Source organism: Rhodophyticola porphyridii (assembly GCF_003688285.1).
Lineage (GTDB): Bacteria > Pseudomonadota > Alphaproteobacteria > Rhodobacterales > Rhodobacteraceae > Rhodophyticola > Rhodophyticola porphyridii.
Window position 1 is genome coordinate 39,982 of sequence record NZ_RCNT01000010.1, and the last position, 24,924, is coordinate 64,905.

The 24,924-nt window shown below is 65.7% G+C and carries 22 protein-coding genes; 11 read left to right on the top strand and 11 right to left on the bottom strand.

Annotation, left to right across the window (positions count from 1 at the left end; translation table 11 throughout):
* Positions 1-46: 46 nt before the first annotated feature.
* The 3 genes from D9R08_RS16970 to D9R08_RS16980 all read right to left on the bottom strand — a co-directional run bounded on the left by D9R08_RS16970 (position 47) and on the right by D9R08_RS16980 (position 3,714).
* Positions 47-1,186: an MHYT domain-containing protein gene (locus D9R08_RS16970; protein ID WP_121899271.1), complete on the bottom strand. Its 1,140-nt coding sequence runs from the start codon at positions 1,184-1,186 to the stop codon at positions 47-49.
* Positions 1,187-1,481: 295 nt separating this feature from the next.
* Positions 1,482-3,071, bottom strand: a complete 1,590-nt coding sequence (locus D9R08_RS16975; RefSeq protein ID WP_121899272.1) for an ABC transporter substrate-binding protein — start codon at positions 3,069-3,071, stop codon at positions 1,482-1,484.
* Positions 3,072-3,096: 25 nt separating this feature from the next.
* Positions 3,097-3,714, bottom strand: coding sequence for a helix-turn-helix domain-containing protein (locus tag D9R08_RS16980; protein ID WP_121899273.1), 618 nt, complete (start codon positions 3,712-3,714; stop codon positions 3,097-3,099).
* A 124-nt stretch (positions 3,715-3,838) separates the two neighbouring features.
* On the opposite strand from D9R08_RS16980, the gene D9R08_RS16985 reads away from it, so the two are divergent.
* The 9 genes from D9R08_RS16985 (at position 3,839) to D9R08_RS17025 (ending at position 10,087) form a co-directional block, all read left to right on the top strand.
* A complete protein-coding gene (locus D9R08_RS16985; RefSeq protein WP_121899274.1) occupies positions 3,839-4,882 on the top strand; it encodes an ABC transporter permease in 1,044 nt (347 codons plus the stop codon).
* Positions 4,882-5,784, top strand: coding sequence for a nickel transporter permease (gene nikC, locus D9R08_RS16990; RefSeq protein ID WP_199709408.1), 903 nt, complete (start codon positions 4,882-4,884; stop codon positions 5,782-5,784). The genes D9R08_RS16985 and nikC overlap by 1 nt, the downstream gene beginning before the upstream one ends.
* A complete protein-coding gene (locus D9R08_RS16995; protein ID WP_121899276.1) occupies positions 5,781-6,608 on the top strand; it encodes an ABC transporter ATP-binding protein in 828 nt (275 codons plus the stop codon). The genes nikC and D9R08_RS16995 overlap by 4 nt, the downstream gene beginning before the upstream one ends.
* Positions 6,605-7,339, top strand: a complete 735-nt coding sequence (locus tag D9R08_RS17000; protein WP_121899403.1) for an ABC transporter ATP-binding protein — start codon at positions 6,605-6,607, stop codon at positions 7,337-7,339. The genes D9R08_RS16995 and D9R08_RS17000 overlap by 4 nt, the downstream gene beginning before the upstream one ends.
* Before the next feature lie 22 nt (positions 7,340-7,361).
* Entirely contained in the window at positions 7,362-7,883 is a 522-nt protein-coding gene (locus D9R08_RS17005; RefSeq protein ID WP_121899404.1) for a GAF domain-containing protein, read from the top strand.
* Positions 7,884-8,009: 126 nt separating this feature from the next.
* On the top strand, positions 8,010-8,474 hold the full coding sequence (locus tag D9R08_RS17010) for a hypothetical protein (protein ID WP_121899277.1): 465 nt from the start codon (positions 8,010-8,012) through the stop codon (positions 8,472-8,474).
* On the top strand, positions 8,471-9,049 hold the full coding sequence (locus D9R08_RS17015) for a hypothetical protein (RefSeq protein WP_121899278.1): 579 nt from the start codon (positions 8,471-8,473) through the stop codon (positions 9,047-9,049). The genes D9R08_RS17010 and D9R08_RS17015 overlap by 4 nt, the downstream gene beginning before the upstream one ends.
* The gene (locus D9R08_RS17020; RefSeq protein WP_233557541.1) at positions 9,046-9,609 is read left to right on the top strand and encodes an SCO family protein; all 564 of its coding nucleotides are present in this window, start codon (positions 9,046-9,048) and stop codon (positions 9,607-9,609) included. The genes D9R08_RS17015 and D9R08_RS17020 overlap by 4 nt, the downstream gene beginning before the upstream one ends.
* 4 nt (positions 9,610-9,613) lie before the next feature.
* Positions 9,614-10,087: a rhodanese-like domain-containing protein gene (locus tag D9R08_RS17025; protein WP_233557542.1), complete on the top strand. Its 474-nt coding sequence runs from the start codon at positions 9,614-9,616 to the stop codon at positions 10,085-10,087.
* A gap of 63 nt (positions 10,088-10,150) precedes the next feature.
* On the opposite strand, the gene mdoH is transcribed toward D9R08_RS17025, so the two are convergent.
* The 7 genes from mdoH to D9R08_RS17060 all read right to left on the bottom strand — a co-directional run bounded on the left by mdoH (position 10,151) and on the right by D9R08_RS17060 (position 19,623).
* Positions 10,151-12,046: a glucans biosynthesis glucosyltransferase MdoH gene (gene mdoH / locus D9R08_RS17030; protein WP_121899281.1), complete on the bottom strand. Its 1,896-nt coding sequence runs from the start codon at positions 12,044-12,046 to the stop codon at positions 10,151-10,153.
* Positions 12,043-13,578 (bottom strand): glucan biosynthesis protein, encoded by a 1,536-nt coding sequence (locus tag D9R08_RS17035; protein WP_233557543.1) that lies wholly within the window; start codon positions 13,576-13,578, stop codon positions 12,043-12,045. Before D9R08_RS17035 ends, mdoH begins: the two co-directional genes overlap by 4 nt.
* Positions 13,554-14,789: an OpgC family protein gene (locus tag D9R08_RS17040; protein ID WP_121899282.1), complete on the bottom strand. Its 1,236-nt coding sequence runs from the start codon at positions 14,787-14,789 to the stop codon at positions 13,554-13,556. The genes D9R08_RS17035 and D9R08_RS17040 overlap by 25 nt, the downstream gene beginning before the upstream one ends.
* 27 nt (positions 14,790-14,816) lie before the next feature.
* Positions 14,817-16,190 (bottom strand): tetratricopeptide repeat protein, encoded by a 1,374-nt coding sequence (locus tag D9R08_RS17045; RefSeq protein WP_121899283.1) that lies wholly within the window; start codon positions 16,188-16,190, stop codon positions 14,817-14,819.
* Between the two features lie 147 nt (positions 16,191-16,337).
* Positions 16,338-17,519 (bottom strand): CaiB/BaiF CoA transferase family protein, encoded by a 1,182-nt coding sequence (locus D9R08_RS17050; RefSeq protein ID WP_121899284.1) that lies wholly within the window; start codon positions 17,517-17,519, stop codon positions 16,338-16,340.
* 1 nt (position 17,520) lies between these two features.
* Entirely contained in the window at positions 17,521-19,140 is a 1,620-nt protein-coding gene (locus D9R08_RS17055) for a thiamine pyrophosphate-binding protein (protein WP_121899408.1), read from the bottom strand.
* 15 nt (positions 19,141-19,155) lie between these two features.
* Positions 19,156-19,623: a DUF302 domain-containing protein gene (locus D9R08_RS17060; RefSeq protein WP_121899285.1), complete on the bottom strand. Its 468-nt coding sequence runs from the start codon at positions 19,621-19,623 to the stop codon at positions 19,156-19,158.
* A 177-nt stretch (positions 19,624-19,800) separates the two neighbouring features.
* On the opposite strand from D9R08_RS17060, the gene D9R08_RS17065 reads away from it, so the two are divergent.
* Positions 19,801-20,832, top strand: coding sequence for an SIS domain-containing protein (locus D9R08_RS17065; RefSeq protein WP_121899410.1), 1,032 nt, complete (start codon positions 19,801-19,803; stop codon positions 20,830-20,832).
* A gap of 89 nt (positions 20,833-20,921) precedes the next feature.
* Here D9R08_RS17065 and D9R08_RS17070 read toward each other — a convergent pair whose 3' ends face one another.
* The gene (locus D9R08_RS17070; protein WP_121899286.1) at positions 20,922-21,431 is read right to left on the bottom strand and encodes a phage tail protein; all 510 of its coding nucleotides are present in this window, start codon (positions 21,429-21,431) and stop codon (positions 20,922-20,924) included.
* Between the two features lie 381 nt (positions 21,432-21,812).
* Here D9R08_RS17070 and D9R08_RS17075 point away from each other — a divergent pair, with 381 nt between their 5' ends.
* On the top strand, positions 21,813-24,812 hold the full coding sequence (locus D9R08_RS17075) for an autotransporter outer membrane beta-barrel domain-containing protein (RefSeq protein WP_147450717.1): 3,000 nt from the start codon (positions 21,813-21,815) through the stop codon (positions 24,810-24,812).
* The last annotated feature ends 112 nt before the right edge of the window (positions 24,813-24,924 follow it).

The window sequence follows — 24,924 nt, forward strand, 5'->3', positions numbered from 1 at the left end:
GCAAGGCCGGAGTTCACTCCCCTTGCCCGCGACGAGAACGGGCCTGTCAGACGCCCAGCTTCTCCCGGATCGACTTCAGGTAGGACCGGCTGACCGGCGCCTTGTCCAGCGGCAGCCCCTCATCGAAATAGCACACGCCATTGTCCTTCTTCCGCTCGAACCCGGTCACGAAGCGCGAATTGATCAGATAGCTGCGATGACATCTGAGGAAATGCGGGTCGGCGACGCGCTCCTCCACCTGCGAAATCGACCACGGGCAGAACAGCCGTCCGGTCCGATGATAGAGAAAGGTATAATGCCCCTCGGCCCGGACCGCGGCCACCTCCTCCTCGGGGACGAAATAGATTCGCCCCTCTTTCTCATAGGGGATCCGGCCCGCGGCCAGAGCCTGCGTCTCCGGCTCCGGCTCCGCGGCGGGCGGGGTCGCGGGTGGCGCCGATGCCACGTCCTGCAGCGGCGCGGCGAGCGCCGTCTCCCTGAACGGCAGGCCGAAGGTCACCCCCATCAGCAGGAACGCCCCCGCAATCGCGAAGGCGGAGAGCGTGACACCAAAGGCCAGCACCTCGTTGCTGAGCCGCAGGCTGGACGCCTCTGCCCCATCCACCAGCATGAAGTGCGTACCCGCCATGGCAATGAAATGAACCGCGAAAACGCTGAGCCCGAAGCCGATGGTTCCATAGACGATATTGCGCGCCTCCCGCTTGCCGTAACAGACCCAGAAGGACATGATGCCGAGCGCCAGAGACGAGGCAAGCGCGATGCCGACGCCCGTTTGCGAATAGACCGGCTGAACGATCCGGATGCCCGACATGCCGATGTAATGCATTGCCGGGATGCCGATGCCGACACACGCCCCCGCCAGTGTGATCCGCCCCGGGGTACGCGGGCCGAAATGCACGAACAGAAGCGCGATACCGGTCAAGAGGATCGCCACCAGCGCCGACACCATCGTTGTCAGCGCGTCGTAATAGAACTGCACGGGCAGTTGCATGCCCAGCATCGCGACGAAATGCATCGACCAGATGCCGCCGCCAAGCGCCACCGCCGACATGCTGACCACCAGCTTGCGGCGCGCGACCCCCATGCCCGATGCGCCACGGGTAAGGGACAGCCCCGTGAACCCCGACATCAGCGCGATGGCAAGCGATGCGGCAACAAGATACGGATTATGACCATGTTCCAGCATTGGCGACTTCGTGTCCTGCCCTTGGCCGGTAGTGTTAGCGCGCCGACAGGGCCACCGCAACGCGGGTGCGAGGCAGGAAGCGGCAGCGGATCGGTGTTGCGCAAACAGCGGGTGTGTCGGGACGCCGGCCCATGGCCGGTACGGCACGGGGCCGGACGAAACAGGGGGCTGCGCCAATCCAAGGCGCGTGCGCGGCCCGCGGGCAGACCGCCTGAAGAGAGGCCGGAGCCATCAGTTCCGGACGGCCCGCGAAGATAAGGCCGCCGCCCCCGAAAGGCCGGCGACCGGTTTCAGATCAGCTTTTCTCGACAAGCCGGTAGAAGACGAAATCGGAGGTGGCGCCGTTGACATAGCCGCTGACCGCGTCGTCCATCGCCACCTGATAGGATGCCTGGAACATGATCACGATGGGAGAGCTTTCCTGTACCCGGCGCTGAAGTTCCAGATACATCTCTTCCCGTGCGGCGGGGTCCGGTTCGGTCAGCGCCGCGGTCGTCATCTCGTTCATCTCCCCGGGAACGGCCCAGGAATTCCGCCAGGTGGTGGTGGCGGCATAGGCATCCTGGCTGTTGTCCGAATTGTAGGCGAAGGCCTTGGCGTTCGAATGCGGGTCCATGAAGTCGGGCCCCCAGTAAAGCAGCATCGCCTCGTGGCTGCGTTCGCGATACCGGGTGATCACCTGGCTGCCGGTGCCGGGCAGGATCTCGAAGTTGATCCCCGCTTCGGCAAAGCTCGCCTGGATCGATTGCGCCATATCGGTAAACGGCGCGGCGTTGATCACATCGAGCGACACTGTGATCGGCAGGTCCACCCCGGCATCCGCCAGAATCTGTGCCGCCCGCTCCGGGTCGTAGCTGTAGGGCGTATCGGTCAGCGCGCCGGGGAAGCCTTCGGGCCAGAACGCCTGATGCACTTCCATCTGCCCGGCGATGATCGAGTTGGTCATACCCTCATAATCCACCAGGTAGCGTGCGGCCTCCCAGACAGCCGGCGGGGTCAGGCTTTCGACCGCCTGATTGAAGGAGAGGAAATGGACGGCGGCCTGCGGGAAGGTTTCCACGCGCAGCCCCTCCCCTTCCAGCGAGGCGACCTGATCGGGTGTCAGGTTGCGCGCAATATCCACGTCACCGGATTCCAGCAAAAGCTGCTGCGTGGCGCTTTCGGCCACATGGCGAATGATCACGCCCTCGATCGCCGGCGCGCCGTTGAAATAGGCCGGGTTGGCCTCCATCCGGATCAGCTCCGCCGGGCGGAACGCCGTCAGCGTGAAGGGTCCGGTGCCTGCGGTGTTGGCGTTGAGCCACGCATTGCCCATGTCGCCATCGACCTCGTTTGCCATCACCGTCAGCTCGTCGACGATGGAGGCAGGGCGCGATGCCAGCACGTTCATCACGAAGGCCGGGCTGAAATCTCCGTCATAGCGCACGGTGACGGTATTGCCGTCGGCCGTGACCATCTCGTCCACGTTTTCGGGCGTCCAGCCAAGCTGCGTCAGGATGAAGGCGGGCGTCAGGTTCAACTGAACGACGCGCGCGAAGGAAAACGCCACGTCGTCGGCGCGCACCGGATTGCCGGAATGGAACGTCACACCGTCACGCATGGTGAAGGTGATGGTCTTGGCCTCCGCGTCGATCGCCCAGTCGGTGGCAAGGCCCGGAGCCAGAACGGTGGTGTCCTCCGCATCGTATTGCACCAGACGGTCATAGGTGTTGGTGACCAGTTCACCCGAGGTGAACTCATAGGCCTGGGCCGGGTCGATGGCGACGATATCGTCGATGTTCTGCGCCACGACCAGCAGTTCGGCCGGCGTGTCCGCCTGGGCGGCAGGCACGGCCAGCGGCAGTGCCAGAACCGCCGCAAGAAGCGCGGGTTTCAGTAGTTTCATTGGGGTCAACCTCCGTTGTTTGTTTCTAGCCGTTGATATTGGCCGGCGTCATTTCAGGTAGTTTCACGGCACCTTTGCGGTGCAGGACCGACAGGGTGCCGGTCCACAGAAGGCGGGTGGTGCGATCGGTTTCGTTCGACCAGGAATGGGGCGTCGCGCCGCTGTAATGCAGGCTGTCGCCCTGCTGAAGAATGAAGGTCTGCCCGCCGAGCGTCTGGGTAATCTCACCCTCCAGCAGGAAGACGATCTCCTCCCCCTCGTGGCTGACGGTTTCGGACGCATAGCCCGGCGGCACATGCAGAAGGTAGCAGGACAGCTCGGCGCCCGGGAACTCCGTGCCAAGCGACTCGTAGAGGATCGAGGAGCCATCGATCGAGAATTGCGGCCGTGCACCCGAGCGGGACAGGCTGTCGGCGGGCTTCGGCGTCGCGATGAAGTATTCCAGGCCCACATGCAGACCCTGCGCGATCTGTGCCAGCGTCCCGAGGGATGGCGTCGCCTGCCCCCGCTCCACCTGGCTCAGATACCCCACGGACAGGCCCGCATCGTCGCAGAGCGCCTGCAATGTCAGATCCAGCTGCTTGCGCCGCTTGCGGATCAGGGCGCCCAGATTGGGGTCGTTCTTCGGCTTCGGCCGCGACATGGTCACCCCCCTTCCCCATCATAATTTTTTTGATCTAAGCAAAACTATTTGCCAAAACCAAGCGGAATGTGGCACCTGCGATGAAACCGCGGGTCTGGGCCCGTCATGCAAAGGGCCGCGCAGGATGATTGTGGAGCGCCAGGGACAGATCGCACTCGCAGGCCCGGTGGCCGCGATCCTGCGGTTCGTGTTCGTGGTCGCGCTGACCTTTCTGGGCCTTCTGGCGCTCACCTTCTTCATCGGGCGCGTCGTCCCGATCGACCCGGTGCTGGCCATCGTCGGCGACCGCGCGACGGCCGAGCAGTACGAGGCCGCGCGCGTGGCCATGGGTCTCGACCGGCCCCTGATCGTGCAGTTCGGCAGCTACGTTCTCGATGTGCTGCGGTTCGATCTTGGCATGTCGGTGTCGACAAACCGGCCCGTCGCCGAGGATCTGGCCCGGGTCTTCCCGGCCACGCTGGAAATGGCCACTATCGGGATCATCATCGGTATCGGTCTGGGTGTGCCGGCCGGCGTTCTGGCCGCCGCCCACCAGGGCCGCTGGACCGATCAGGTGATCCGCGTCTTCGCGCTTCTGGGCTATTCGGTACCAGCTTTCTGGCTCGGGCTGGTCGGGCTGGCGGTGTTCTATGCGGGCCTTGGCTGGGTCTCGGGACCGGGCCGGGTCGATATCTTCTATGACGGGATCACACCCACTGTCACCGGTCTGCTGACGGTCGACAGCCTGCTGGACGGCGACTGGGACGTATTCCGCAGTGCGGTGTCACATATCATCCTGCCCGCCACGATCCTCGGCGTTTTCTCGCTCGCCTATATCGCGCGGATGACACGCTCCTTCATGCTGGACCAGCTCAGCCAGGAATACATCACCACCGCGCGGGTCAAGGGCGTGCCTGAATGGCGGGTGATCTGGGTCCATGCCTTCGGCGCGATCCGGGTGCCGCTGATCACCGTCATCGGCCTGTCCTATGCGGGGCTGCTGGAGGGCTCGGTGATGATCGAGACGGTGTTTTCCTGGCCCGGCATCGGCAATTACCTCACAACGGCCCTGTTCAACGCCGACATGAACGCGGTTCTGGGGGCGACGCTGGTCATCGGGGCGGTCTTCATCCTCATCAACAAGGTGTCGGACGTGCTGTACCGCGTGCTCGACCCGAGGAGCCGGTGATGACGGTGCAAGCCTGGCTTCTGGATGACAGCCCGAAATCGCGCGGGCAGGCCGCCGCGGGCCGGGCCTATCGCGTGACACTGGACCTGCTGCGCAATCCGCTCGCGGTGCTGGGCGCGCTGATCATCCTCGGTCTGATCCTGACAGCGATCTTCGCCCCCTGGATCGCACCGGAGAGCCCGGTGGGGCAGGACCTGTCGAACCGGCTTCTGCCGCCATCGGCGGAGCACTGGATGGGCACGGACGAACTTGGCCGGGATATCTTTTCCCGCGTTGTCTATGGTGCGCGGATCACCCTGCTGATCGTCGGACTGGTGGCGGTGATCTCGGCGCCCTTGGGTCTTCTGATCGGGGCCGTCTCGGGCTATTTCGGCGGCTGGACCGACCGGGTGCTGATGGGGATCACCGATGTGTTCCTGTCGATGCCCAAGCTGATTCTGGCGCTGGCATTTGCCGCGGCACTTGGCCCGGGGATCGAGAATGCGATCATTGCGATTGCAATCACCACCTGGCCCGCCTATGCCCGCATCGCACGTGCCGAAACGCTGACCATTCGCAATTCCGAGTTCGTCGCCGCCACCCGGCTTCTGGGCGCCTCGCACACCCGTCTGATCGCGCGGCACATCCTGCCTCTTTGCACCTCCTCGATGATCATCCGGGTCACGCTCGACATGGCGGGGATCATCCTGACAGCCGCCGGTCTGGGCTTTCTCGGGCTGGGTGCGCAGCCGCCGCTGCCGGAATGGGGCGCGATGATCTCCCGCGGGCGCAGCTTCATCCTCGATCAATGGTGGGTCGCGACCATGCCGGGCTTTGCGATCATCATCGTCTCGCTCGGCTTCTGCTTTCTGGGCGACGGGCTGCGCGACGTGCTGGACCCGAAATCGGAGGGGAAATCATGACCCTTCTGTCGGTCGAAAACCTCGCCGTCAGCTTTCCCACATCGCGGGGCCGGGTGAACGTGGTAGACGGCCTGTCCTTCGAGCTTGGGCGGGAACGGCTTGGGATCGTGGGCGAAAGCGGCTCGGGCAAATCGATGACCGGACGTGCGATCCTGCGCCTGATCCGCCCGCCCGGGCGCATGACGGGGCGGCTGAGCTTCGAGGGGCGGGATCTGACCAGCCTCGGGGAACGGGACATGCGGGCGCTGCGCGGGGCGCGGATCTCCATGATCATGCAGGATCCGCGCTACTCGCTGAACCCGGTCATGACCGTCGGCACCCAGATCGAAGAGGCGCTGTGGGTCCATGAACGCCTCCCGCGCCGCGACATGCGCGCCCGGGTTCGCGATATGCTGGAGGCCGTGCGCATCGACGATCCGGACCGGGTGGCGCGGCTTTATCCCCATGAGGTTTCCGGCGGGATGGGCCAGCGGGTGATGATCGCGATGATGCTGATCCCGCGCCCCAGCCTTCTGATCGCCGACGAGCCGACCAGCGCGCTTGATGTCAGCGTCCAGGGCGATGTGCTGCGCCTGATCGACGATCTGGTGCGCGATCATGGTATGGGCCTGATCCTGATCAGTCACGATCTGCCGCTGGTGGCACGGTATTGCGACCGGATACTGGTGATGAATGCCGGCCGCATGGTGGAAACCTGCAATGCCGGCGACCTGCATGCCGCCAGCCACCCCTATACCAGGGGCCTACTGGCCGCGGTCCCGCGGATGCATGAAACCCGCGATGAACTGCCGGTAATGGATCGCAGCGCATGGGCGGGCACATGACCGCGATTTCACTCAACCATGTCGATATCGCCTATGACGGGCAGCGTGTCGTCCACGATGCGAGCTTCGAGGTCGCGACAGGCGAAAGCTTCGCACTGGTCGGCGAAAGCGGATCGGGCAAATCGACGGTGCTGAAGGCGATTGCGGGGCTCGCACCGGAATGGAGCGGTCGGATCGAGGTGCTGGGCCAGCCCGGCAGCCACCGGCCCGACCGGACACTGGCGCGACACTGCCAGATGGTGTTTCAGGACCCTTACGGCTCGCTCCACCCGCGCAAGACGGTGGACGCGGTGCTGTCGGAACCTCTGGCAATCCACCGGATCGGCGGACAGGACGCCAGGGTCGAACAGGCGCTGGCCGATGTCGGGCTTGATCGGCGCTTCCGGTTTCGCTACCCACACCAGCTTTCGGGCGGGCAGCGCCAGCGGGTCGCGATTGCGCGCGCGCTGATGCTGGAGCCGCAGGTGATGCTGCTGGACGAACCCACCAGCGCGCTGGATGTCAGCGTGCAGGCGGAGATCCTGAACCTCCTCAAACGGTTGCGCAGGGAGCGCGGTCTGACCTATCTGATGGTCACCCATAATCTGCCGGTGGTCAGTTTCCTCTGCGAACGGATGGCGGTGATGAACAAAGGCCGGATCGTGGAAATCGCGCCCGCCACGGCCCTGCACGACGGGGCGTTCCGCGACCCGTACACACAGAAACTCTATGCTGCCAGCGGCGGCGCCTGAGCAGGCAAAGGAGCAGACAAGCATGCCATTCGATCCCGGTTCAGATCGCGCAGCCGAGCGCATTTTCCTCGCCGATCTGGCCACGGCCAGAAATGCGCCGGCCGTGTTCGCGGCGCTGCATGCCTTTAGCGACGCGCTTCTCCCCGTGCGCCTGTGGACAGTGATGACCGTGGATGAAAGCGCAGGGCTGGCGCGGCGCGCCTACACGAACATGCCCGATGCCTACCCGGTCTCCGGCACCAAACCGATTGTCCAGAATGAGTGGTTCGATATCATTCAGGGCCGGCATGAATGCTTTGTCGCCAACACGCTCAGCGATATCGCCAAGGTTTTCCCCGATCATGAGCTGATCGGCTCCCTCGGATGCGCATCTGTCCTCAATCTGCCGGTCGTGGCGGGTGGAGAGATCCTCGCGACCGTCAATCTGCTGGATGGGGAGGGGTTTTTCAGCTCCGACCGGGTGGCGCGCCTCGCCGACAGTCTGGCCCTGCCCGCGCTGACGGCCATGCTTGCCGCGCGGCATCTCTCCTCCGCCGTTCGATAGCACCGGGAACGGCCCGACGGGCGGCGGGCGCTGCATCCGGCGGACCCGATCACCGAATCGAGATTGGACAAATCCGGCCGAAGCGCACAGGCTTGACCCTGCGGCAGATACGGACTGGACGGCTCCATGCGACATAACCGAGTTTTCGCGGCGTTTCTTGCGCTGTCATCCCCCCTTATCCTCGCGGCCCCCGCATTTGCCGAGGGCCAGCGCGTGCAGTTGCGGGGCGAGATCATCGACACCTGGTGCTATTTCTCGGGCGTCATGGGCGGGCCCGACGCGGTGGTGGGCTCCGCTCATCACACCTGCGCCCTATGGTGTTCGGCCGGAGGCATCCCCGTAGGGCTTCTGGCGGAAGACGGCACCGTCTACATGGTCCTGCAGATCGACGACAGCGATGAAAGCGCGGGCGGCGATACGCAGATGCGGCTTGCCAGCCATGTGGTCAGCGTCGACGGCATGCATTACGAGCGCGACGGGCTGAATTATCTGGTCGTCAGCGAGGTGGTTCAGGATGACGATATTCAGGTGCTCAGCCATGATGATTTCGGTGTCGTCCCGCCCTTCGCCGTGCCGGAGGATGCCCCATGATCGCCCGTGCCCTGACGGCGGCCCTTGCTGCGCTGGCCCTCTCGGGCCCAGGCGCAGCGCAGGACTTCTCGGAAAACTCCGAAGCGCGCAGCTGGAACCTTTTCGCCGAACAGCCGGCCCGGTTCGAGGCGACGGTTGTCGATATCCTGTGCGAGGTCACCGGCAATTGCGCCGAGAACTGCGGCGACGGTCGGCGACAACTGGGGCTTCTGCGCAGCCTGGACGGCGTTCTGGTCTACCCCAACAAGAACAGCCAGCCCGCCTTTACCGGTGCCACCGTCGAGTTGCTGCCCTATTGCGGGGCGGAGGTGGAGGTGGACGGCCTGATGCTGGAGGATGCATATCTGGGCGCGGTGAACATCTACCTGCTGCAACGTATCCGCCGCCTTGGCGACGAGACGTGGGTGAGCGCCAACCGCTGGACCGATGACTGGGCCGAAAACAACCCCGATGCAGCGGGCAGCGGACCATGGTTCCGGCGCGATCCGCGCGTGTTGCGCGAAATCGCCGAAGAGGGATACTTCGGTCTGGGGCTGGACCGCGACGCGGAGATCCGCGCCGAGCTGTTCCCGTGATCCGGCTGCTTGCCGCCTGTCTGATCGGGCTTGCCGGGGCCGCGCAAGCCGAAGGCGACGCGCTGCCCTTCGCCCTCGGCGGGGATTTCAGCCTGACCGATCAATCCGGCATGGCCCGCACGCAGGCCGACCCGGAGGGGCAGCCGCAGCTGTTGTTCTTCGGCTATGCCAATTGTCAGGAAATCTGTTCCGCAACGTTGCCGCTCATGGCGGATGTGGCCGATATTCTGGCCGGCAGGGATCTGGACCTGAGGCTGGTCATGATCACCGTTGACCCGACGCGCGACACGGTGGCGGATATCGGGCCGCCGCTAGCCCGCATCCATCCCGGTTTCATAGGCCTGACCGGCACCGAGGCCGACTTGCAGATCGCCTATGACGCCTTTGGCGTGGACCGCGAGGAGCTGTTCGTCGATCCCGAATATGGCCCTGTTTTTGCCCATGGCAGCATGCTCTACCTGCTGGACGGGTCCGGGGCGGTGCAGACCCTCCTGCCGCCGATCCTGCCCGCCGAGCAGATCGCCAGGATCGTTCAGGGCTATATCGGCCCCGCGGGCTGAGCCGGTGGCGGGCCTGACACGGCGCGGTCTGATCCTTGGCGGGGCGGCGCTTGTCGCGGGCACGGGGCTTGCGTGGTCCCTGGGCGGGCAGATGCTGTTCTACGACGCGCTCCGCCCGGAGATCTCGGGCGGAACCCTCAATGCGGCGGACGCCCACAGGCTGGTCTCCGCCGGCGCGCTCACGCTTGTCGACATTCGCCGCCCCGACGAATGGTCCGCCACCGGGTCGCCCGAAGGCGCGATCCGGCTGGATATGCGGCGCGCGGATTTCATCGAGGCGCTGGCAGACCACGTGAGTGGCGCGCGGGGCGCCCCCATCGCGGTGATCTGCGCCCGAGGCGTCCGCTCCGCGCGGCTGTCCAACCGGCTGACGGAGGCCGGGTTCACCGGAATCATCGACATTCCCGAGGGCATGCTGGGCACCTCTGCCGGACCGGGATGGCTGGCCCGCGGTCTTCCCGTGAGCCAAGACGGCTAGGCCCGCGGCTCGGCGCAGCGTTCGCAGCGCGCGGGGCCCGTTCAAGGCCCCGTCCGCGCCCGATTATTCGGCCGCGATCCGGTCGGCGGGAGGGGACTGCAAGGCCTGTGCGAACCGGCGACGTTCCATCAGCGCGCGGCGGATGATCGGCGGGGCGTTCAATGTCTCGGGCGTTCCCAGCTGCCGGTGCGACCATCGGCGCGCGTCCAGATCCACCCCGCTGAGTGCCGAGAGCGGGATAGCGGCGGCAAGGCTGAGTGCGATCGGCGCGAGCCAGAGCGTCACCAGACCCAGCGCCATACCCGCCATCAGCAGCAGGCCGATCAGCGTTTCGACGATGTGGAACTTGATCAGCACCCCTGCCCCGTATCGCACCCCCCTGCGCCGTTGCGGCCGCCATGCCGCCTGCCGCCCGAGCGCCGAACGCAGAACAGCCAGCGATTGGTGGATCATCAGGATCGGGGCATAGAGGATCGACAGGGAAATCTCCGCCAGAAGCGAGATCAGGAACTGCCGCAGCCCGCCCAGATCGCGCAGCCGCAGGCCAAGCCGCCGGATCGTACATGCCGCGACAAGTTTCGGGGCCAGCAGCATCCCGTACATGAAGATCAGGATCGCCAGATTGTTCGCCGTGGTGATCTCGGGCCATGTAACCTGAGGATTCAGCCCGCTGAAATAGCGGATCACATTGGCCTCGTCGCCATTGCCGATCAGGGCCCAGACCACCAGAAGCACGAACCATGCCGGCGACAGGAGATAGGCCATCGCTCCGCTGAACAGATGAAAGCGGGACACCGGGTGCAGACCGCGCGTGGCCAGAAGGCCCAGATGCTGCAGATTGCCCTGGCACCAGCGCCGATCGCGCAGGATATAGTCGATCAGGGTCGGCGGTGCTTCCTCATAGCTGCCTTCGATCCGGGGCAGGAACCGCACCGCCCATCCGGCCCGACGCAGCAACCCCGCCTCGACGAAATCATGGCTGAGGATCATCTGCGTCCCGCCCCGCGAAGAGCGCAGCCGGGGCAGCCCGGCACAGGCCGCGAAGGCCGCGCTGCGGATGATCGCGTTATGGCCCCAGTAATTGCCCTCGCGATCTGTCCAGCGGGCCAGACCTTCGGCCAGCGGCGTACCATAGACGCGGTTGGAGAACTGCTGGATCCTGCCGAACACCGTGCGCGCGCCATAGAGCAGCGGGAAGGACTGGATCAACCCGGCCGAGGGGTCGCGCGCCAGCGTATCGGTCAGCGCGGCGATGGCCGGCGCACTCATCAGGCTGTCGGCATCCAGAACCAGCATCGCACTGTAGGCCCCGCCCCACCCTTCGACCCAATCGGCCAGATTGCCGATCTTGCCATCGGTATTGGAGATCCGCCGGCGGTAATGCAGCCTCGCATCGGGCAGGCTGGCCTTCAGGGTGAAAAACGCCCGGATCTCCTGCCCGGCCACGGCCTCGTCGGTCGTGTCGGAGAGGATGAAAAGCGTGTAGCGGTGGCCGCCGGGCCGGGCCCCGAGCCCGGACAGCATGGCCGCGGCATTGCCGAACACATCGGCAGGCACCTCGTTGAAGATCGGCACCAACAGGGCCACGTCCATCGGCGCGGCCGTGGCGGCGCTGTCCGCAGGCCGGGCGCGGGAGGGCCGCAGGATCACCGTCGCAATGCCCAGAACCGCCGTGCTGACCGACAACGCGATCCAGAAAAACGTGACGGCGACGATTGCGATCAGCGCGCCCTCGAAACCGCTCAGCCCATCCATCGCGAACCAGTCGGTGAAGGCCGCGACGAGCGCCAAGGTGGTCGCGACCGCAGGCAGGAATGTCGCCAGCCGCCAGATCCATGCCCGCGACGGCCCCCAGCCCCCCGGCGCGTTTTCGTCGCGATAGGGCCGGTTCAGCCGCTGGATCGGCCGGCTGAGCGGGGCCGGCGGCGGCATCCAGTCATCGGGTCGCTGAACGGTCATGCGGTCCACCGGTAAAGCCAGACTTCGCTGACAAGCACCCCGTCGCGGCGCAGCTGCGCACGAAGCTCGCTGGTCTCGGCCTCGGCCGGATCGAAGCTGAAGGCAAGCCGCAGGCCGCCCGTGCCGGGATTGCGCTCCAGCACGCCATCGGAGAGCGTCAGGGCGCTGGCGCTGATGTGATGCGTGTAATCCGACGGATCGCCGCGCAGAAGCGGATGATCCTCGAAATCCACCGCAACCACCTTGCGGATCTGGTCGAACGCGCCGCCGATGCGGGTGTTGGTGACGGCGGCCACGTCGGGCAGCGCCCCCGGCGTGTCGCCCCAACTCATCCGATAGGCGAAATCATGGGCCGTGCCCGCGGGGATCACATCCCGCGGACGCCAGAAGGCGACGATATTGTCATAGATCTCCCGGTCGGCGGGGATCTCCACCAGTTGTACCGAGCCCGCGCCCCAATTCGCCGCTGGCGTGATCCAGAGCGACGGGCGGTTTTCGTAGCGGGCTTCGAAATCGCCGAAATCCTCCACCTCGCGGGCCCGCTGCATCAGGCCGAACCCGCGCGGCCCATCGTCGACGAAATGGCTGATCTGAAGGGTCCGCGGATTGGCAAGCGGCCGCCACAACCGTTCCCCCGCCCCGTTCCAGATCAAGAGCCCGTCGCTGTCATGCACCGCCGGGCGGAAATCGTCGAACCGGATATGGTTGGTTTCGTCGAACAGGAACATCGAGGTGAGCGGCGCCAGCCCCACATGATCCAGATCGCGTCGCGGGAACACGGTTGCGCGCACCTCGACGGTGGTGGGGCGCCCGGCGCGGATGGAAAAGCTGTAGGCCCCGGTGGTCGAAGGCCCGTCGAGCAGGGCGTGGACCATGTAAGTGTCGCTGCCCGGCGCGGGCGCCTCGACCCAGAAACGGGTAAAGTCGGGGAACTCCTCCCCTTCCGCATCTCCGGTACCAAGGGCAAGCCCGCGCGCGGACAGGCCGTAGGTCTGACCGTTGGCGATGGCACGGAAATAGCTGGCCCCCTGAAAGACCATGAACTCCTCGAAGATCCCGGGCGTGTTCAACTCGGCCCGAAGACGCAGGCCTGAATAGCCCATCGTCTCGTCAACGGGCAGATCGGGAAACTGGTCGGTCCGGTCGAACAGGCCGATATCGAAGCCAAGCGTCTGCGCGACACCGTTTTCGACGAGATTGATTTCGACCGGCCGGGGAAAATACAGCCCCGCAGCGAACAGATCCAGATGAAGCGGCCGGTCTGTCCCGGTCCAGATGCCCCGCTGGCTGTTGAACCAGATCATCCGGTACTGGTCATAGCTGAGATCCCGCCATGGCGCGGGCACCTCGGGGACGGGCTGATAGGGCCGGGCCGCCAGCGCCTCGGCCTCCGCCCACAGCCAGTCGGTAGAGAACGGGTGCCTGCCCGTAATCAGCTCGGCGCGCAGGGTCCGGGGCAACGCGGCCGCGGCGGCAAGGACGGACAGGAATGTGCGCCGGTGCAGGGTCATCTCGCGGGCACGCCTCGCCATGGCTGACGTTTGAACCAGCTGACACTGTAGGCCACGCAAACCAGCAGCGCCATGCCGATCAGGTTGGCAAGGGTGACGGTTGCCACATCCCGGCCCAACTGGTCCAGCACGAAGCCGGTGAACCGGGCCAGCACCATCGAAAACAGGAACACCGCCAGGGATTGCTGCCCCACCTTGGTGGTCAGCCGGATCGCCGTGGCCCGGAACCGCGCGAATATCCCGGTACCGGTCACGATGAGGTTGCGGCCACCATCGCCCGCCACCGCATAGCCCAGATAGGCCAGCGCCAGAAACTGCACATAGCGCAGGATGCCGAAATCGGTTTTGCTGAACCAGCCCCGGTTTTCCATCCGCCATTCGCGGGCCCAGTCGAACCCGAACTCCCGCACACCGATATTCGAGAGCGGGACGTTGGCCAGCACGATCACAAGCGAGAGCCCGACCAGCACGCGGTTGAGTGGTGGCGCCGGAATCCAGCCACGCATGAAGGCAAACCCGGTGAAGAAGACAAGCTGCCAGCCAAACGGGTTGAAGAACCAGCGCCGGTCCGACCATGGCTCGGCGGGCAGCGACAGATGCAGGTACCCGAGCCCCACCCAGTCCAGAAGCGCGCCCTGAGCAAAGAACCACAGCGCAAGCGACATCCCCGCCAGCAGCCACAGGTTCACCCGCGACAGCGCCATCACGAGCGGGATCATCACCAAAACCACCATATACATCGGCAGAATGTCAAAATAGTTCGGCACATAGGTCAGTGTCAGGAGGCCCACCAGTTGCGGCCCAGGATCGGAAAAGAACCGCCACAGATTCAGCGTTCCGATATAGACCGTATCGGACACTGCCGCCAGATCGATGGCGGCCAGCATCCCGGCGATGATGACGAACATGCCGATATGGGCCCAATAGACCTGCCAGACCCGATACCCGACCCGGGCCGTGCCAAGTCGCCAGCCGGCGCGGTCGAACGCGCCGCCAAAGGCGATGGCCGACGCCATGCCCGAGCAGAACACGAACATTTCGGTCGCGTCGGAAAACCCCCATCGCGCCGGAATCCACGAGGTGAAGAAATTGCCCGGCGTATGGGCAAAGAGGATGATGAACATCGCGATGCCACGGTAGAAATCCAGCCGCGGGTCGCGCACGCGCACAACCGGCGCGGAAACCCGGCTGCTGGCCTTTGACGGCAGCTCTGCATCGAGGGTTGAAGCCATGGTCACCGCGCTTGCTTTCTAACAGGTCTATTCAGCCGGAACACGCGCACCGCCCCGCGCCGCGTCACGCCCCTCGGCGATCAGGGTCTGCCTTGCGCGAGCATATCCGTCAACGCAGCCGCCACGATGCGCGATGCGGTCGGCCAGAATCCCCTCCGCTTCCTTCAGAAACCCGGCGCGGATCCCCGCGTCGATGGTAAGGCGTTCGAACACATCCCGCTGCGCGTGGCTGCCACCTGCCTGTTGCATGGATTTACGCGCCCGCGCAAGCGCAAGGAAGGCCTGTGCAAAATGCCCTTCGCCGAAGGCTTCGAGCCCCACGGCGGCGGACAGGCCCGGATTGGCCATCGCCTTCTGGATATCGGTCCGGGCGTTTTGCGCATCCCGGTGCAAACGCCCCATGAGATCACGGATCGCGGCATCGCGGTGATCGCCGATCAGCGCCAGAAGGTAGTGCAGATCGGCAAAGATCAGGCAGCCGTCTTCGGTGCGGCTCGCGGAAATCTCCGCCAGTTCTTCCCAGCGACGGCCCACATCCACGCCCTCCAGCTCCAGACGGCTCAACAGCGAGGTCGCGTTAGAGATATCGCGGTAGTCATCGGTCTTCTCGCGGCGGATTTCGGTGTCGTAAAGCTCCAGAACGCGGCCGATCTGCCCCAGATCCAGATGCATCAGGGCCTTGTGCCACCACACGTGATAGCGGAAGTTGTTGCAATGCGCCCAGGCGGCTTCGCGGCCCGCCAGCCAATCGATCCCGCCCTTGGCATCGGCGGTCATGTCATGGACATGGGCCACCGCATGCAAACCCCACGCGTCGTCTGGCGCAAGGTCCAGGGCTGCCCGGCCTGCCACCCGCGCTGCCGCGTATTCGCCGGTTTCCTCAAGCGTGAAGGCATGGCAGCCCATCATGTAGCCGCGCGCCGGATGGTCCTCGCCATAGGCCGGCATCGCGCCTGCCACCGCGCGGCGCATGCCCGCGCTGTCCCCCAGCACAAAGCGCAGGGCATGGTCGAGTTTCACCGCCAGCGCATCGCCGGGATGGGCCCGCAGAAGAACCGCGAAGACCTCCGTCGCGCGGGTGGGCTGGCCCTGCATCCAGAGGCTCAGCGCCTCCACATAGCGCCGCTCGCGCGGGGTGACGGTCTGCACGGTCGATGCGACGCGGGCCTGCGTCAGCGCCGCGCTGGCAGGGGCGATCAGTTCGCGCCGGCCCAGAAGCAGATAGAACATCGCCTTGACCGCGTGGCCAAGCGCGAAGTCCGGCGCCGCGTTCAGCGTATCGGCCAGATGGGTGGGCGTCGCCGCCCCATGGGCTAGAAACGCCATCTGTGTCGCGTTCCAGCTGCTCAGCGCCGGGCCGGGGGCCAGCGTGACGGTCTGGCCGAAGATATCCTGGGTCATGCGCCGCCTTTTTCTTTGATATGCACGCGTGTTCTGCATCGGGCTTAACAGGCAGCGATCGGCGGACACACGTCACAGTAAGGTGAATGACGGGAATGTGAGGGAAGCCCCCGCCGATCTGCCGGAAAGTTGAGCAGAACCCCGCTGTTAGGCCTTGGGCTTGACCCGCGACAGCACGGAATCGGTGTCCTGGCCGAAGCGCGGCGGGGCGCGGCGATAGCTGACCGGCGTGCGCGACAGATGCAGCGGATTGCCGATCAGACGGACCTCGCCGCCCTCGACATCGTCGCGCGGCATCGTGATGGCCATCTCCCGGGCCGCCACCTGATCGGATGCAAACACCTGATCGACCGTCTGCACCGGCCCCACCGGCACGCCCGCCTGTTCCAGTTCCGCCACGATCCCGGCGCTGTTGCGCGCGGCCAGCATCGGCGCGATCAGCGCGATCAGCGCCTCGCGATTTTCAAGCCGGGCGGGGTTTGTGGCGAAGCGCGGATCATCGGGCAGATCACCGGCACCCAGAACCCCGCAGAAGCGGCGAAACTGGCCGTCATTGCCCACCGCGACGATCACATGCCCGTCAAGAGTGGCGAAGACCTGATAGGGCACGATGTTCGGATGCCCGTTGCCGCGCCGCTCGGGCACCTGACCGGAGGTCAGATAATTGACGCCTTCGTTGATCAGCCACGCGATTTGCGTGTCCACCAGCGCCACGTCGATATGCTGCCCCTGTCCGGTGGCGTCCCGGTGGCGCAAGGCGGCCAGAATGCCCACGCAGGCATACATTCCGCACATCACATCGGCGATGCCCACACCGACCTTCATCGGCTGGCCATCCGGGTCGCCTGTCAGCGACATGATCCCCCCAAAGCCCTGCGCCATCAGGTCGTAGCCCGGTTTCGCGGCATTGGGGCCTGTCTGCCCGAAGCCCGAGATCGAGCAATAGACCAGCCGGGGAAAGCGCAAAAGGAGCGTTTCGGCATCCAGCCCGTAGCGGTTCAGCCCGCCGGGCTTGAAATTCTCGATCACCACATCGGCTTCGGCGGCCAGCGCCAGAACCAGCGCCTGACCTTCGGGGGTCGCGATATCGGCGGCAACGGACAGCTTGTTCCGGTTCGCGGCCATGAAATAGGCCGACAGATCCGACGGCGCGCCACCGGCGCCGGGTGCGAAAGGCGGCCCCCAACTGCGGGTATCGTCGCCACCGGTGCCCGGATTCTCGATCTTGATGACTTCCGCCCCCAGATCGCCCAGCAACTGCGTGCAGGTCGGCCCGGCCAGTATCCGGCTGAGATCGAGGATTTTCAGACCGTCCAGCGCGCCCGGCATGCTAAATCCGCCCGTCATAGGCGTGTTGCCGGATGACCGCGGCGATGACGGTGAAGCGGTCGGCCTCCAGCGCCGCGGTCAACGCCGCCTTCAGGTCCGCGCGCGTTTCAACCGTGACCCCGTGGCCGCCGAAGGCCCGCCCGATGGCGGCGAAGTCGTGGCCCGCGAAATCCACACCCAGATTGGGCATCTGCCGCTGGCGTTGTTTCAACTCGATCAGTGCCAGCGAGCGGTCGACGAAGACCACGAAAACCGGGGCCTGCCCCAGCTCCGCCGCGGTCGCCAGATCGCCGGCCACCATCAACAGCCCCGCATCGCCCGAAAAACTGACCACGGGGCGCTCGGGCGCGGCCAGTTTGGCGCCGATGGCCAGCGGTACGGCGCAGCCCATGGTGCAAAGCGCGGAGGATTGCAGCAACAGGCGCGGGGCCGGACAGCGCCACATCTGCGACAGCAGGATCCGATGTGCCCCGCTGTCCACAGTTGCGATCGTATCGGCGGGCAGAACCCTGCGGCATTCGTCGATCACCGCCGCCGGGCCCCATGCGTCATCCGCCGGAAAGGCCTCGGCCAGCGCGGACCGCGCCGCCGCGATCTCGTCGCCCAGCCAGGTGACGCGCGGGGCCACGCCATCCGAGAGCGCCGCCAGCGTCGCGCCGGTATCGGCCAGAAAGCTCAGGCTCGCCTGATGCATGTAATGGTGGTTGGGCGCGGCATGGATGTCGATCACCCGCTTGGTCGCGGGGTTCCACGGGTGCTGCCATCCGGGCCGCATCTCGATCGGGTCATATCCGACGAGAAGTATCAGATCGGCCCGGTCGACCAGCGGCAGCAGATGCCGGTCGGCCAGAGGCGACAGACCGGCCGCGCCAAGGCTCAGCGCATGGTCCTCGGGCAGGACGCCCTTGGCCTTATAGGTGGTGATGACCGGGACCGCGTGGCTCTCCGCGAAACCGCGTAGCGCCTCCGCGCTGCCGTCGTAAAGCACGTCCAGTCCGGCCAGGATCAGCGGCCGCTCCGCCGCGCCCAGCCAGCGGCGCGCCGTCTCCAGATCGGGGCCTGCGGGCGCTGCGGGGCTCGCGGGCTTGCGCCTGATCCCCCGGTCCTGCGCGGGCGCATCGGCCACCGAGATCGGCACATCGATATGCACCGGGCCGGCCCGCCCCTCGGTGGCGATGCCGAGCGCCTTGTCGGCCACCACATCCGCGGCCTGCGCCGTAAGCGTAAAGGTCGCCTTGGTGATCGGCTCGAACACCTTGCGATGGTCCAGAACCTGATGGGTATAGGTCTCCGCCTCATGGGCATCGACCGACCCGGTGATCACGATGAGCGGCACCCGGTCCTGATCGGCATTGGCTACCACATTGACGCCGTTCATGGCGCCGGGCCCCACGGTTGCCACAAGGATCGCAGGCGCGCCATCCACGTGGTGCACCCCTTCGGCCATGAACCCGGCGGCGTTTTCGTGTTTGGCCAGGATGAAGCGGATACCCGCGCGGTCCAGCGCATCGATCACGGTCAGAACTTCGCCGCCCGGCATGCCGAAGGCGTGGCGGCACCCGGCCTCATACAGCCTTCGGGCAAGAACATCCGCCGCGCGGATCGAGTGAATCTCTGTCATCATGCTTCGGAGGTATCAGCGTATGGCGGCGTTGGCGATGGCCTCGAATGCCGCGTCAAGCTCGGTCGCGGCGGCGGCCAGGTCCGCGCCGCCCTCGTCGAGATAGGGCGCAAACACGAAACCCGGAGTCTTGTAGGACAGGGTCGCGGTCCCGTCTTCATCTTCGGTCAGATAGAACCGTATCGGGGCCTCGATCATGGCGGCGGTCGACAGGTTCAGGATACGGACTGCATAGATATTGTTGAAGACGCCGACCACACGGTTTTCGGGGATCTCGATGCCGCGCGCGCGGGCGGCGCCGGTCGGGCCAGCCTGCGTGACAACCGCGAATCCCTGATCGGCAACGGCGGTGCGCAGATCCTCCAACAACGTGGCGAAGGGCTTGCCGGTTTCCATCACGACCCAGCCCTCCCGGTGGGTTAGCGACTGGCCGGCGGCGAGACCGGTGGACAGGATCAACAGCAGAAGCGGCAGAATTCGCATGGCATATCCACGAGCTTGACCAAACCATCATCCCAGATCGACCGGACCGCATACAGTCACAATTTCGAGACGGCGAAACCCGCCGCAGGCATGCCCGGCTCCGGGGCGACTGGCGAAGCCCGCGGCAACGCAGTAACGTCGCCGCACCGAGACCCGTCATGAAGGATGCCCGAGAGCATGAGCGATACGACAAGCCGGATGCGGCACGAAATTCTGGAGATCCCCGAGGCCGTCGCCCGTTTGCTGGACCGTGGCCAGCCCGAGATCGCCAAGGTCGCCGAGGCCCTGAAAACACGCGACCCGCGTCTTGTGGTGACGGTGGCCCGCGGCTCCTCCGATCACGTCTGCACCTTCCTGAAATATGCGGTGGAGCTGGAACTGGGCCTGCCCGTCGCCTCCATCGGGCCGTCGGTGGCGTCTCTCTACGGGGCCGAGCTGCATCTGGACGGGGCGCTTTGCCTGTCGGTCTCGCAATCGGGCCAAAGCCCCGACATCGTGGCGCTGGCCAAATCGGCCACCAGGGGCGGGGCGCTTTCGGTCGCGGTCACCAACGATCCCGCCTCGCCGCTGGCGGAGGCGTCGGATCATTGCATCGGCATTCACGCCGGCCCGGAACGCAGCGTGGCCGCCACCAAGACCTTCGTGACTTCCGCAGTCGCCACGCTGATGCTGCTGGCCGAATGGAAAGGCGATGACGCCCTGCGCAGTGCATTGCTGGACCTGCCCCGGCATCTGGATGCCGCGGCCCGCAAGGACTGGTCCCCGCTCAAGCAGGCCATCGGCGCACAACGGTCCCTGTTCACGCTGGGGCGCGGGCCGTCCTGGGCGATTTCGAACGAAGCGGCGTTGAAATTCAAGGAAACCTGTCAGATCCACGCGGAAAGCTATTCCGCCGCCGAGGTGCTGCACGGACCCGTCTCCATCGTCGAAGAGGGCTTTCCCGTGCTGTGTTTCACCGCCCGCGACGCCGCCGAGACACCGGTGGTGCAGGTCGCCGACGCGCTGGCGGAAAAAGGGGCGCGGGTTTTCGTCACCTCCGACCGGGCGGCGCGTGCAACCGCGCTCCCCCATATCCGCACGGACCATCGGCTGACCGATCCGATCACGCTGATCGTGTCGTTCTACGCCATGGTCGAGCAGATCGCCCTTGACCGCGGTATCGACCCGGACACCCCGCGCCATCTGCGCAAGGTGACCGAAACCGTGTGACATCGGAGGCGCGGGGCCGGCTTGCACATCGGCGACCGCCCGATCCCTGCCCCGCCGCCACCGGCTGATGCCTTTCCTTGCGCGCCCGATCAGTTGCGGGAGGGAAAGATGCCCTGCAAGGCGATGATGTAGTTGATGCAGAGCGTCGGCTGCATGTTCTCGTGCGGGAGGCTGCCACCCGCGTTGGAAATCGAGGCCGGGTTGAGGGCGACCACGGGCGTGGTGACCGCCGAATAGATCGACGCGCGCGCCAGCAGATCGCCGCTCGGGCGGTCATTGTCGGCCGGCGCATTCACCACACTCATTTCGTGGTTGTGAGAGGGCATCTGGCTCGTGTTCAGCGTCACGTCCTCCACCCCTACACGCTGGCCGATCTGGCGCGGTGACAGGCCGGGCCCGGTGCCGGCATGCATCGGCACGCGCCCCCGCAGATCGGGCAGGCCGAAACTGGTGCGCCCATCGCCGCCATAGGTCGTGCCAAGGATGCTGAAAAGGGCGGAGTTGCTTGAAATCGCGAGCAATTGTCCATCGCAGAAAGCCCAGTTGCGCGGTGCGAAATTTCCGGCAAACAACATGATCTGCCCAATAAGCGGTTCCATTTTTGGTCTCCAAAGACTGTGAGTGTCGGGTCGCGTCAGCACGGCGCGTCGTGAACCGCGCTGATCCGGCAACGGTTATTCACGCCACCCGGCGCTCTCTGTGTCCCAGCGCACAGAGCCGGAGAAATCCCCACGTTAATCATTCCGGCAAAACGGCATCCTGCGGCGCATTTGGCGCGCCGCAGGATGCCCAATACGGGGAACACGCAGATGATCAGACCGGGTTCTATCCTGGCAGGCTTGGCCGTGGCCGTTGTCATGGGTCAGATACCGACACCGTCGGCGGCTCTTGGAACCGGATCGGTCGACACAACGACCACCCTTGTCGGGCACAGCTGTTCCTTTACCGCCTTTCATGATTTGCCGACCGGAGAATCGCAAGTGTCGTTCACTGTAACCGGCATCAATCAGAGCCAGTCCTCGGGCGGAAACTACTGGCTCGGCAGCACGATCACGAGTTGGCCCGGAGGGGATATCCTCGCCGGTTCCGTCGAAACACAATGCGGGATCAGCGGAATCACCAACTTCGTGTCCGATGGCGCCAATGGCACCTATGCCTCGGACGATTTCATGGGGGTCACCTTCCGCGGCGTCTCGGATACGGACGGGCGGACATATGACTACATCTTCGGGATATCGGGCGCGACGACCACGGTGCTGGTCAACTCGCGGACCGAGGTGGTGAACACGGCCCCGACAGCCGAGGCCGGGCCGAACCAGACCGTCGCCTCCGGCGCGACCGTCAATCTGGACGGGTCGGGATCGGATGCCAATGACCCGGGCCAGACACTCAGCTATGCCTGGAGCCAGAATAGCGGCCCCCCCGTCACGCTTCAGAATGAGACCACGGCAACCCCAAGCTTTACCGCGCCCACGCTGGTGGCGGGCGCGGCGGACGCGGCTGTCGTTCTGCAACTCGTGGTCAATGACGGGGTGGAGAATTCCGCGCCGGACACGGTGACGATCACGATCAACGCGCCCCCAAACACACCTCCCACCGCCAATGCCGGGACGGCGCAGACCGTCGCCTCGGCAGCATCCGTCAGCCTGGATGGCACCGGCTCCAGCGCCAATGACACCGGTCAGGTGCTCAGCTATGTCTGGACCCAGATCGGCACCCCGGCCGTCACCCTTGTGGACGAGACGACGGCAACCCCCGATTTCACCGCCCCCACGCTGGTGCCGGGTGCGTCCGATACCACGCTGACCTTCCGCCTTGTGGTCAATGACGGGGTGGAGGATTCATCGCCCGCAACCGTGTCGGTAACGGTGACCGCGCCCGCGAATGTCACCCCCACCGCGGATGCGGGACCGGATCAAACCGTCGCCTCGGGGGCCGCCGTCAGCCTGGACGGAACCGGATCAACCGCGAACAATGCCGGGCAGACGCTCAGCTATCTGTGGACGCAGACCTTGGGGCCGGATGTCACGCTCGCCGATCCCGGCACGGCGACGCCCGATTTCACCGCCCCCACATTGCTGCCGGGAGCCGCGAACGCGACATTGGTCTTCAGCCTTCTGGTCAATGACGGGATCGAGAACTCGACGGCGGACACCGTATCCATCACCGTGACCGCACCGGCGAACGTCGCGCCGACGGCGAATGCCGGGCCGGACCAGACGGTCACCGCCGGAGCTGCCGTGACGCTGGACGGCAGCGCCTCGGATGCCAACAACCCGGGCCAGCCGCTGGTGTTTGCATGGACCCAGACCGGCGGCCCGGACGTGGTGTTGGCCGGCGACACGACGGACAGCCCCACCTTTGCCGCGCCATCCCTTCTGCCCGGTGAGGCCGACATCGTTCTGACCTTCAGCCTCGTGGTCAATGACACGATCCTGGACTCAGCGGCCGATACCGTCGTGATCACTGTCACCGCACCCGCGAATGTGACGCCCACGGCAGATGCCGGACCGGACCAGACCGTCGCATCGGGCGCTACCGTGGCGCTGGACGGCAGCGGGTCGGACCCGAACAACCCCGGCCAGACCTTGAGCTATGCCTGGAGCCAGGATAGCGGCCCCGCCGTCACGCTACAGAACGACACCACCGCGACGCCCGGCTTCACCGCGCCCACCCTTGCCTTCAACGCGCCCGATGCGGTGCTGGTCTTCAGCCTCTTGGTCGATGACGGGATCGCGCCGTCACCGGCAGATACGGTGCAGATCACCGTGACCGCCCCGGTCGACGTGACGAGCCCGACCGCCACGATCTCGTCCGCGCCCGCGAATTACGCCCCGGCAACCCCGTTCACGGTCACCGTCACTTTCTCCGAGCCGGTCACGGGCTTTGTCGCGGGCGACATCTCGGTCACCAATGGCACCGTCACCGGGCTGACCGGGTCGGGCGCGTCCTATACCGCCGAAATCACGCCATCGGGCACCGCCAACCCTATCGATATCTCGGTCGCGGCGGGGGTCGCCCAGGACGCGGCCGGTAATTTCAACACCGCCGCCACGCCGGTTTCGGTACTGCCCAACACCAGCGGCCTTGCCGAAGAGGCGATCGTCGAGGCGCTGACCGCGCGGGCGCGCGCGCTGATCGGCGCGCAGCCGGATCTGCGTGCGCTGTTCCGCGGCGGCGGCTTTTCGGGTGTGTCGGCGGATGTGACCCGCGATATCGGCACCTTCCGCTTCGGCCTGAACGGCGACAGCCGATTCTGGATGCTGGCACAAGGTACATGGTCCACCAGCGGCACGACCGATCTGGATTACTTCAATCTCGCCTTCGGCAGCCATCTCTATCGCGGCGACAACCTGCTGATCGGGGCAATGCTGCAACTGGATCAGGCCGACGCCACGCTTGAAACCGGCACATTCCAGGGCCGGGGCTGGCTTGCGGGGCCCTATCTGGTCGCCCGGCTGCGCGATCAACCGCTGGTTTTCTCCGCCTCGATCCTTCACGGGCCGTCCGACAACACGCTGACCCTGACCGGGCAGGCACCGGATGACTTCTCCTCCACCCGGACGCTGGTGACCGCGGGGATCGAAGGGCAATTCGCCGTCGCAGACGGTCTGACGCTGATCCCGTCGCTTGACCTCGCCCGCGTCATCGACCGGCAGGACGGGTATGTGGACAGCCTCTCCAACCCGGTCGCGGCACAGACAATCCGCCTGACGGAGGCCAGTTTCGGGCTCGGCTTCGAACGGCTCGTCCGGCTTCGCGACGGCACACTTGTGCTGACCGGCGGACTGAACGGCATCTATTCCAGTCTCGATACGCCCACCGAGCAAAGCGACAGCTTTCGCGGGCGCGTCGATCTGGGCGCAGAGATCACCCTTGGCGGTGGCACAACAGCGCGCTTCGGCGCCTACTACGACGGGATCGGCCTGAACGATTACGAGGCCTTCGGCGCAACGGCCGCGCTGGAGGTAAGGTTTTAAGTCTCTTCAGGCCACCCGATTATGGCACGATCGGGCATATCCCGCGCGGCGCGTTCGGCCGGCTCCTTTGTCCCTTGGGGTGGGCGCGCCGCACTTATCAATTTGAGCTTAA

Excerpts from the sequence above, each read along its gene's own strand:
- D9R08_RS17015 (WP_121899278.1), top strand. The coding sequence starts at position 8,471 with ATGATCGCCCGTGCCCTGACGGCGGCCCTTGCTGCGCTGGCCCTCTCG.
- D9R08_RS17065 (WP_121899410.1), top strand. The coding sequence starts at position 19,801 with ATGAGCGATACGACAAGCCGGATGCGGCACGAAATTCTGGAGATCCCC.
- D9R08_RS17040 (WP_121899282.1), bottom strand. The coding sequence starts at position 14,789 with ATGGCTTCAACCCTCGATGCAGAGCTGCCGTCAAAGGCCAGCAGCCGG.
- D9R08_RS17070 (WP_121899286.1), bottom strand. The coding sequence starts at position 21,431 with ATGGAACCGCTTATTGGGCAGATCATGTTGTTTGCCGGAAATTTCGCA.
- D9R08_RS17055 (WP_121899408.1), bottom strand. The coding sequence starts at position 19,140 with ATGACAGAGATTCACTCGATCCGCGCGGCGGATGTTCTTGCCCGAAGG.
- D9R08_RS17010 (WP_121899277.1), top strand. The coding sequence starts at position 8,010 with ATGCGACATAACCGAGTTTTCGCGGCGTTTCTTGCGCTGTCATCCCCC.
- D9R08_RS17060 (WP_121899285.1), bottom strand. The coding sequence starts at position 19,623 with ATGCGAATTCTGCCGCTTCTGCTGTTGATCCTGTCCACCGGTCTCGCC.
- D9R08_RS17035 (WP_233557543.1), bottom strand. The coding sequence starts at position 13,578 with ATGGCGAGGCGTGCCCGCGAGATGACCCTGCACCGGCGCACATTCCTG.
- D9R08_RS17005 (WP_121899404.1), top strand. The coding sequence starts at position 7,362 with ATGCCATTCGATCCCGGTTCAGATCGCGCAGCCGAGCGCATTTTCCTC.
- D9R08_RS16995 (WP_121899276.1), top strand. The coding sequence starts at position 5,781 with ATGACCCTTCTGTCGGTCGAAAACCTCGCCGTCAGCTTTCCCACATCG.
- D9R08_RS17050 (WP_121899284.1), bottom strand. The coding sequence starts at position 17,519 with ATGCCGGGCGCGCTGGACGGTCTGAAAATCCTCGATCTCAGCCGGATA.
- D9R08_RS16975 (WP_121899272.1), bottom strand. The coding sequence starts at position 3,071 with ATGAAACTACTGAAACCCGCGCTTCTTGCGGCGGTTCTGGCACTGCCG.
- D9R08_RS16970 (WP_121899271.1), bottom strand. The coding sequence starts at position 1,186 with ATGCTGGAACATGGTCATAATCCGTATCTTGTTGCCGCATCGCTTGCC.
- D9R08_RS16980 (WP_121899273.1), bottom strand. The coding sequence starts at position 3,714 with ATGTCGCGGCCGAAGCCGAAGAACGACCCCAATCTGGGCGCCCTGATC.
- D9R08_RS16985 (WP_121899274.1), top strand. The coding sequence starts at position 3,839 with ATGATTGTGGAGCGCCAGGGACAGATCGCACTCGCAGGCCCGGTGGCC.
- D9R08_RS17000 (WP_121899403.1), top strand. The coding sequence starts at position 6,605 with ATGACCGCGATTTCACTCAACCATGTCGATATCGCCTATGACGGGCAG.
- D9R08_RS17045 (WP_121899283.1), bottom strand. The coding sequence starts at position 16,190 with ATGACCCAGGATATCTTCGGCCAGACCGTCACGCTGGCCCCCGGCCCG.
- mdoH (WP_121899281.1), bottom strand. The coding sequence starts at position 12,046 with ATGACCGTTCAGCGACCCGATGACTGGATGCCGCCGCCGGCCCCGCTC.
- nikC (WP_199709408.1), top strand. The coding sequence starts at position 4,882 with ATGACGGTGCAAGCCTGGCTTCTGGATGACAGCCCGAAATCGCGCGGG.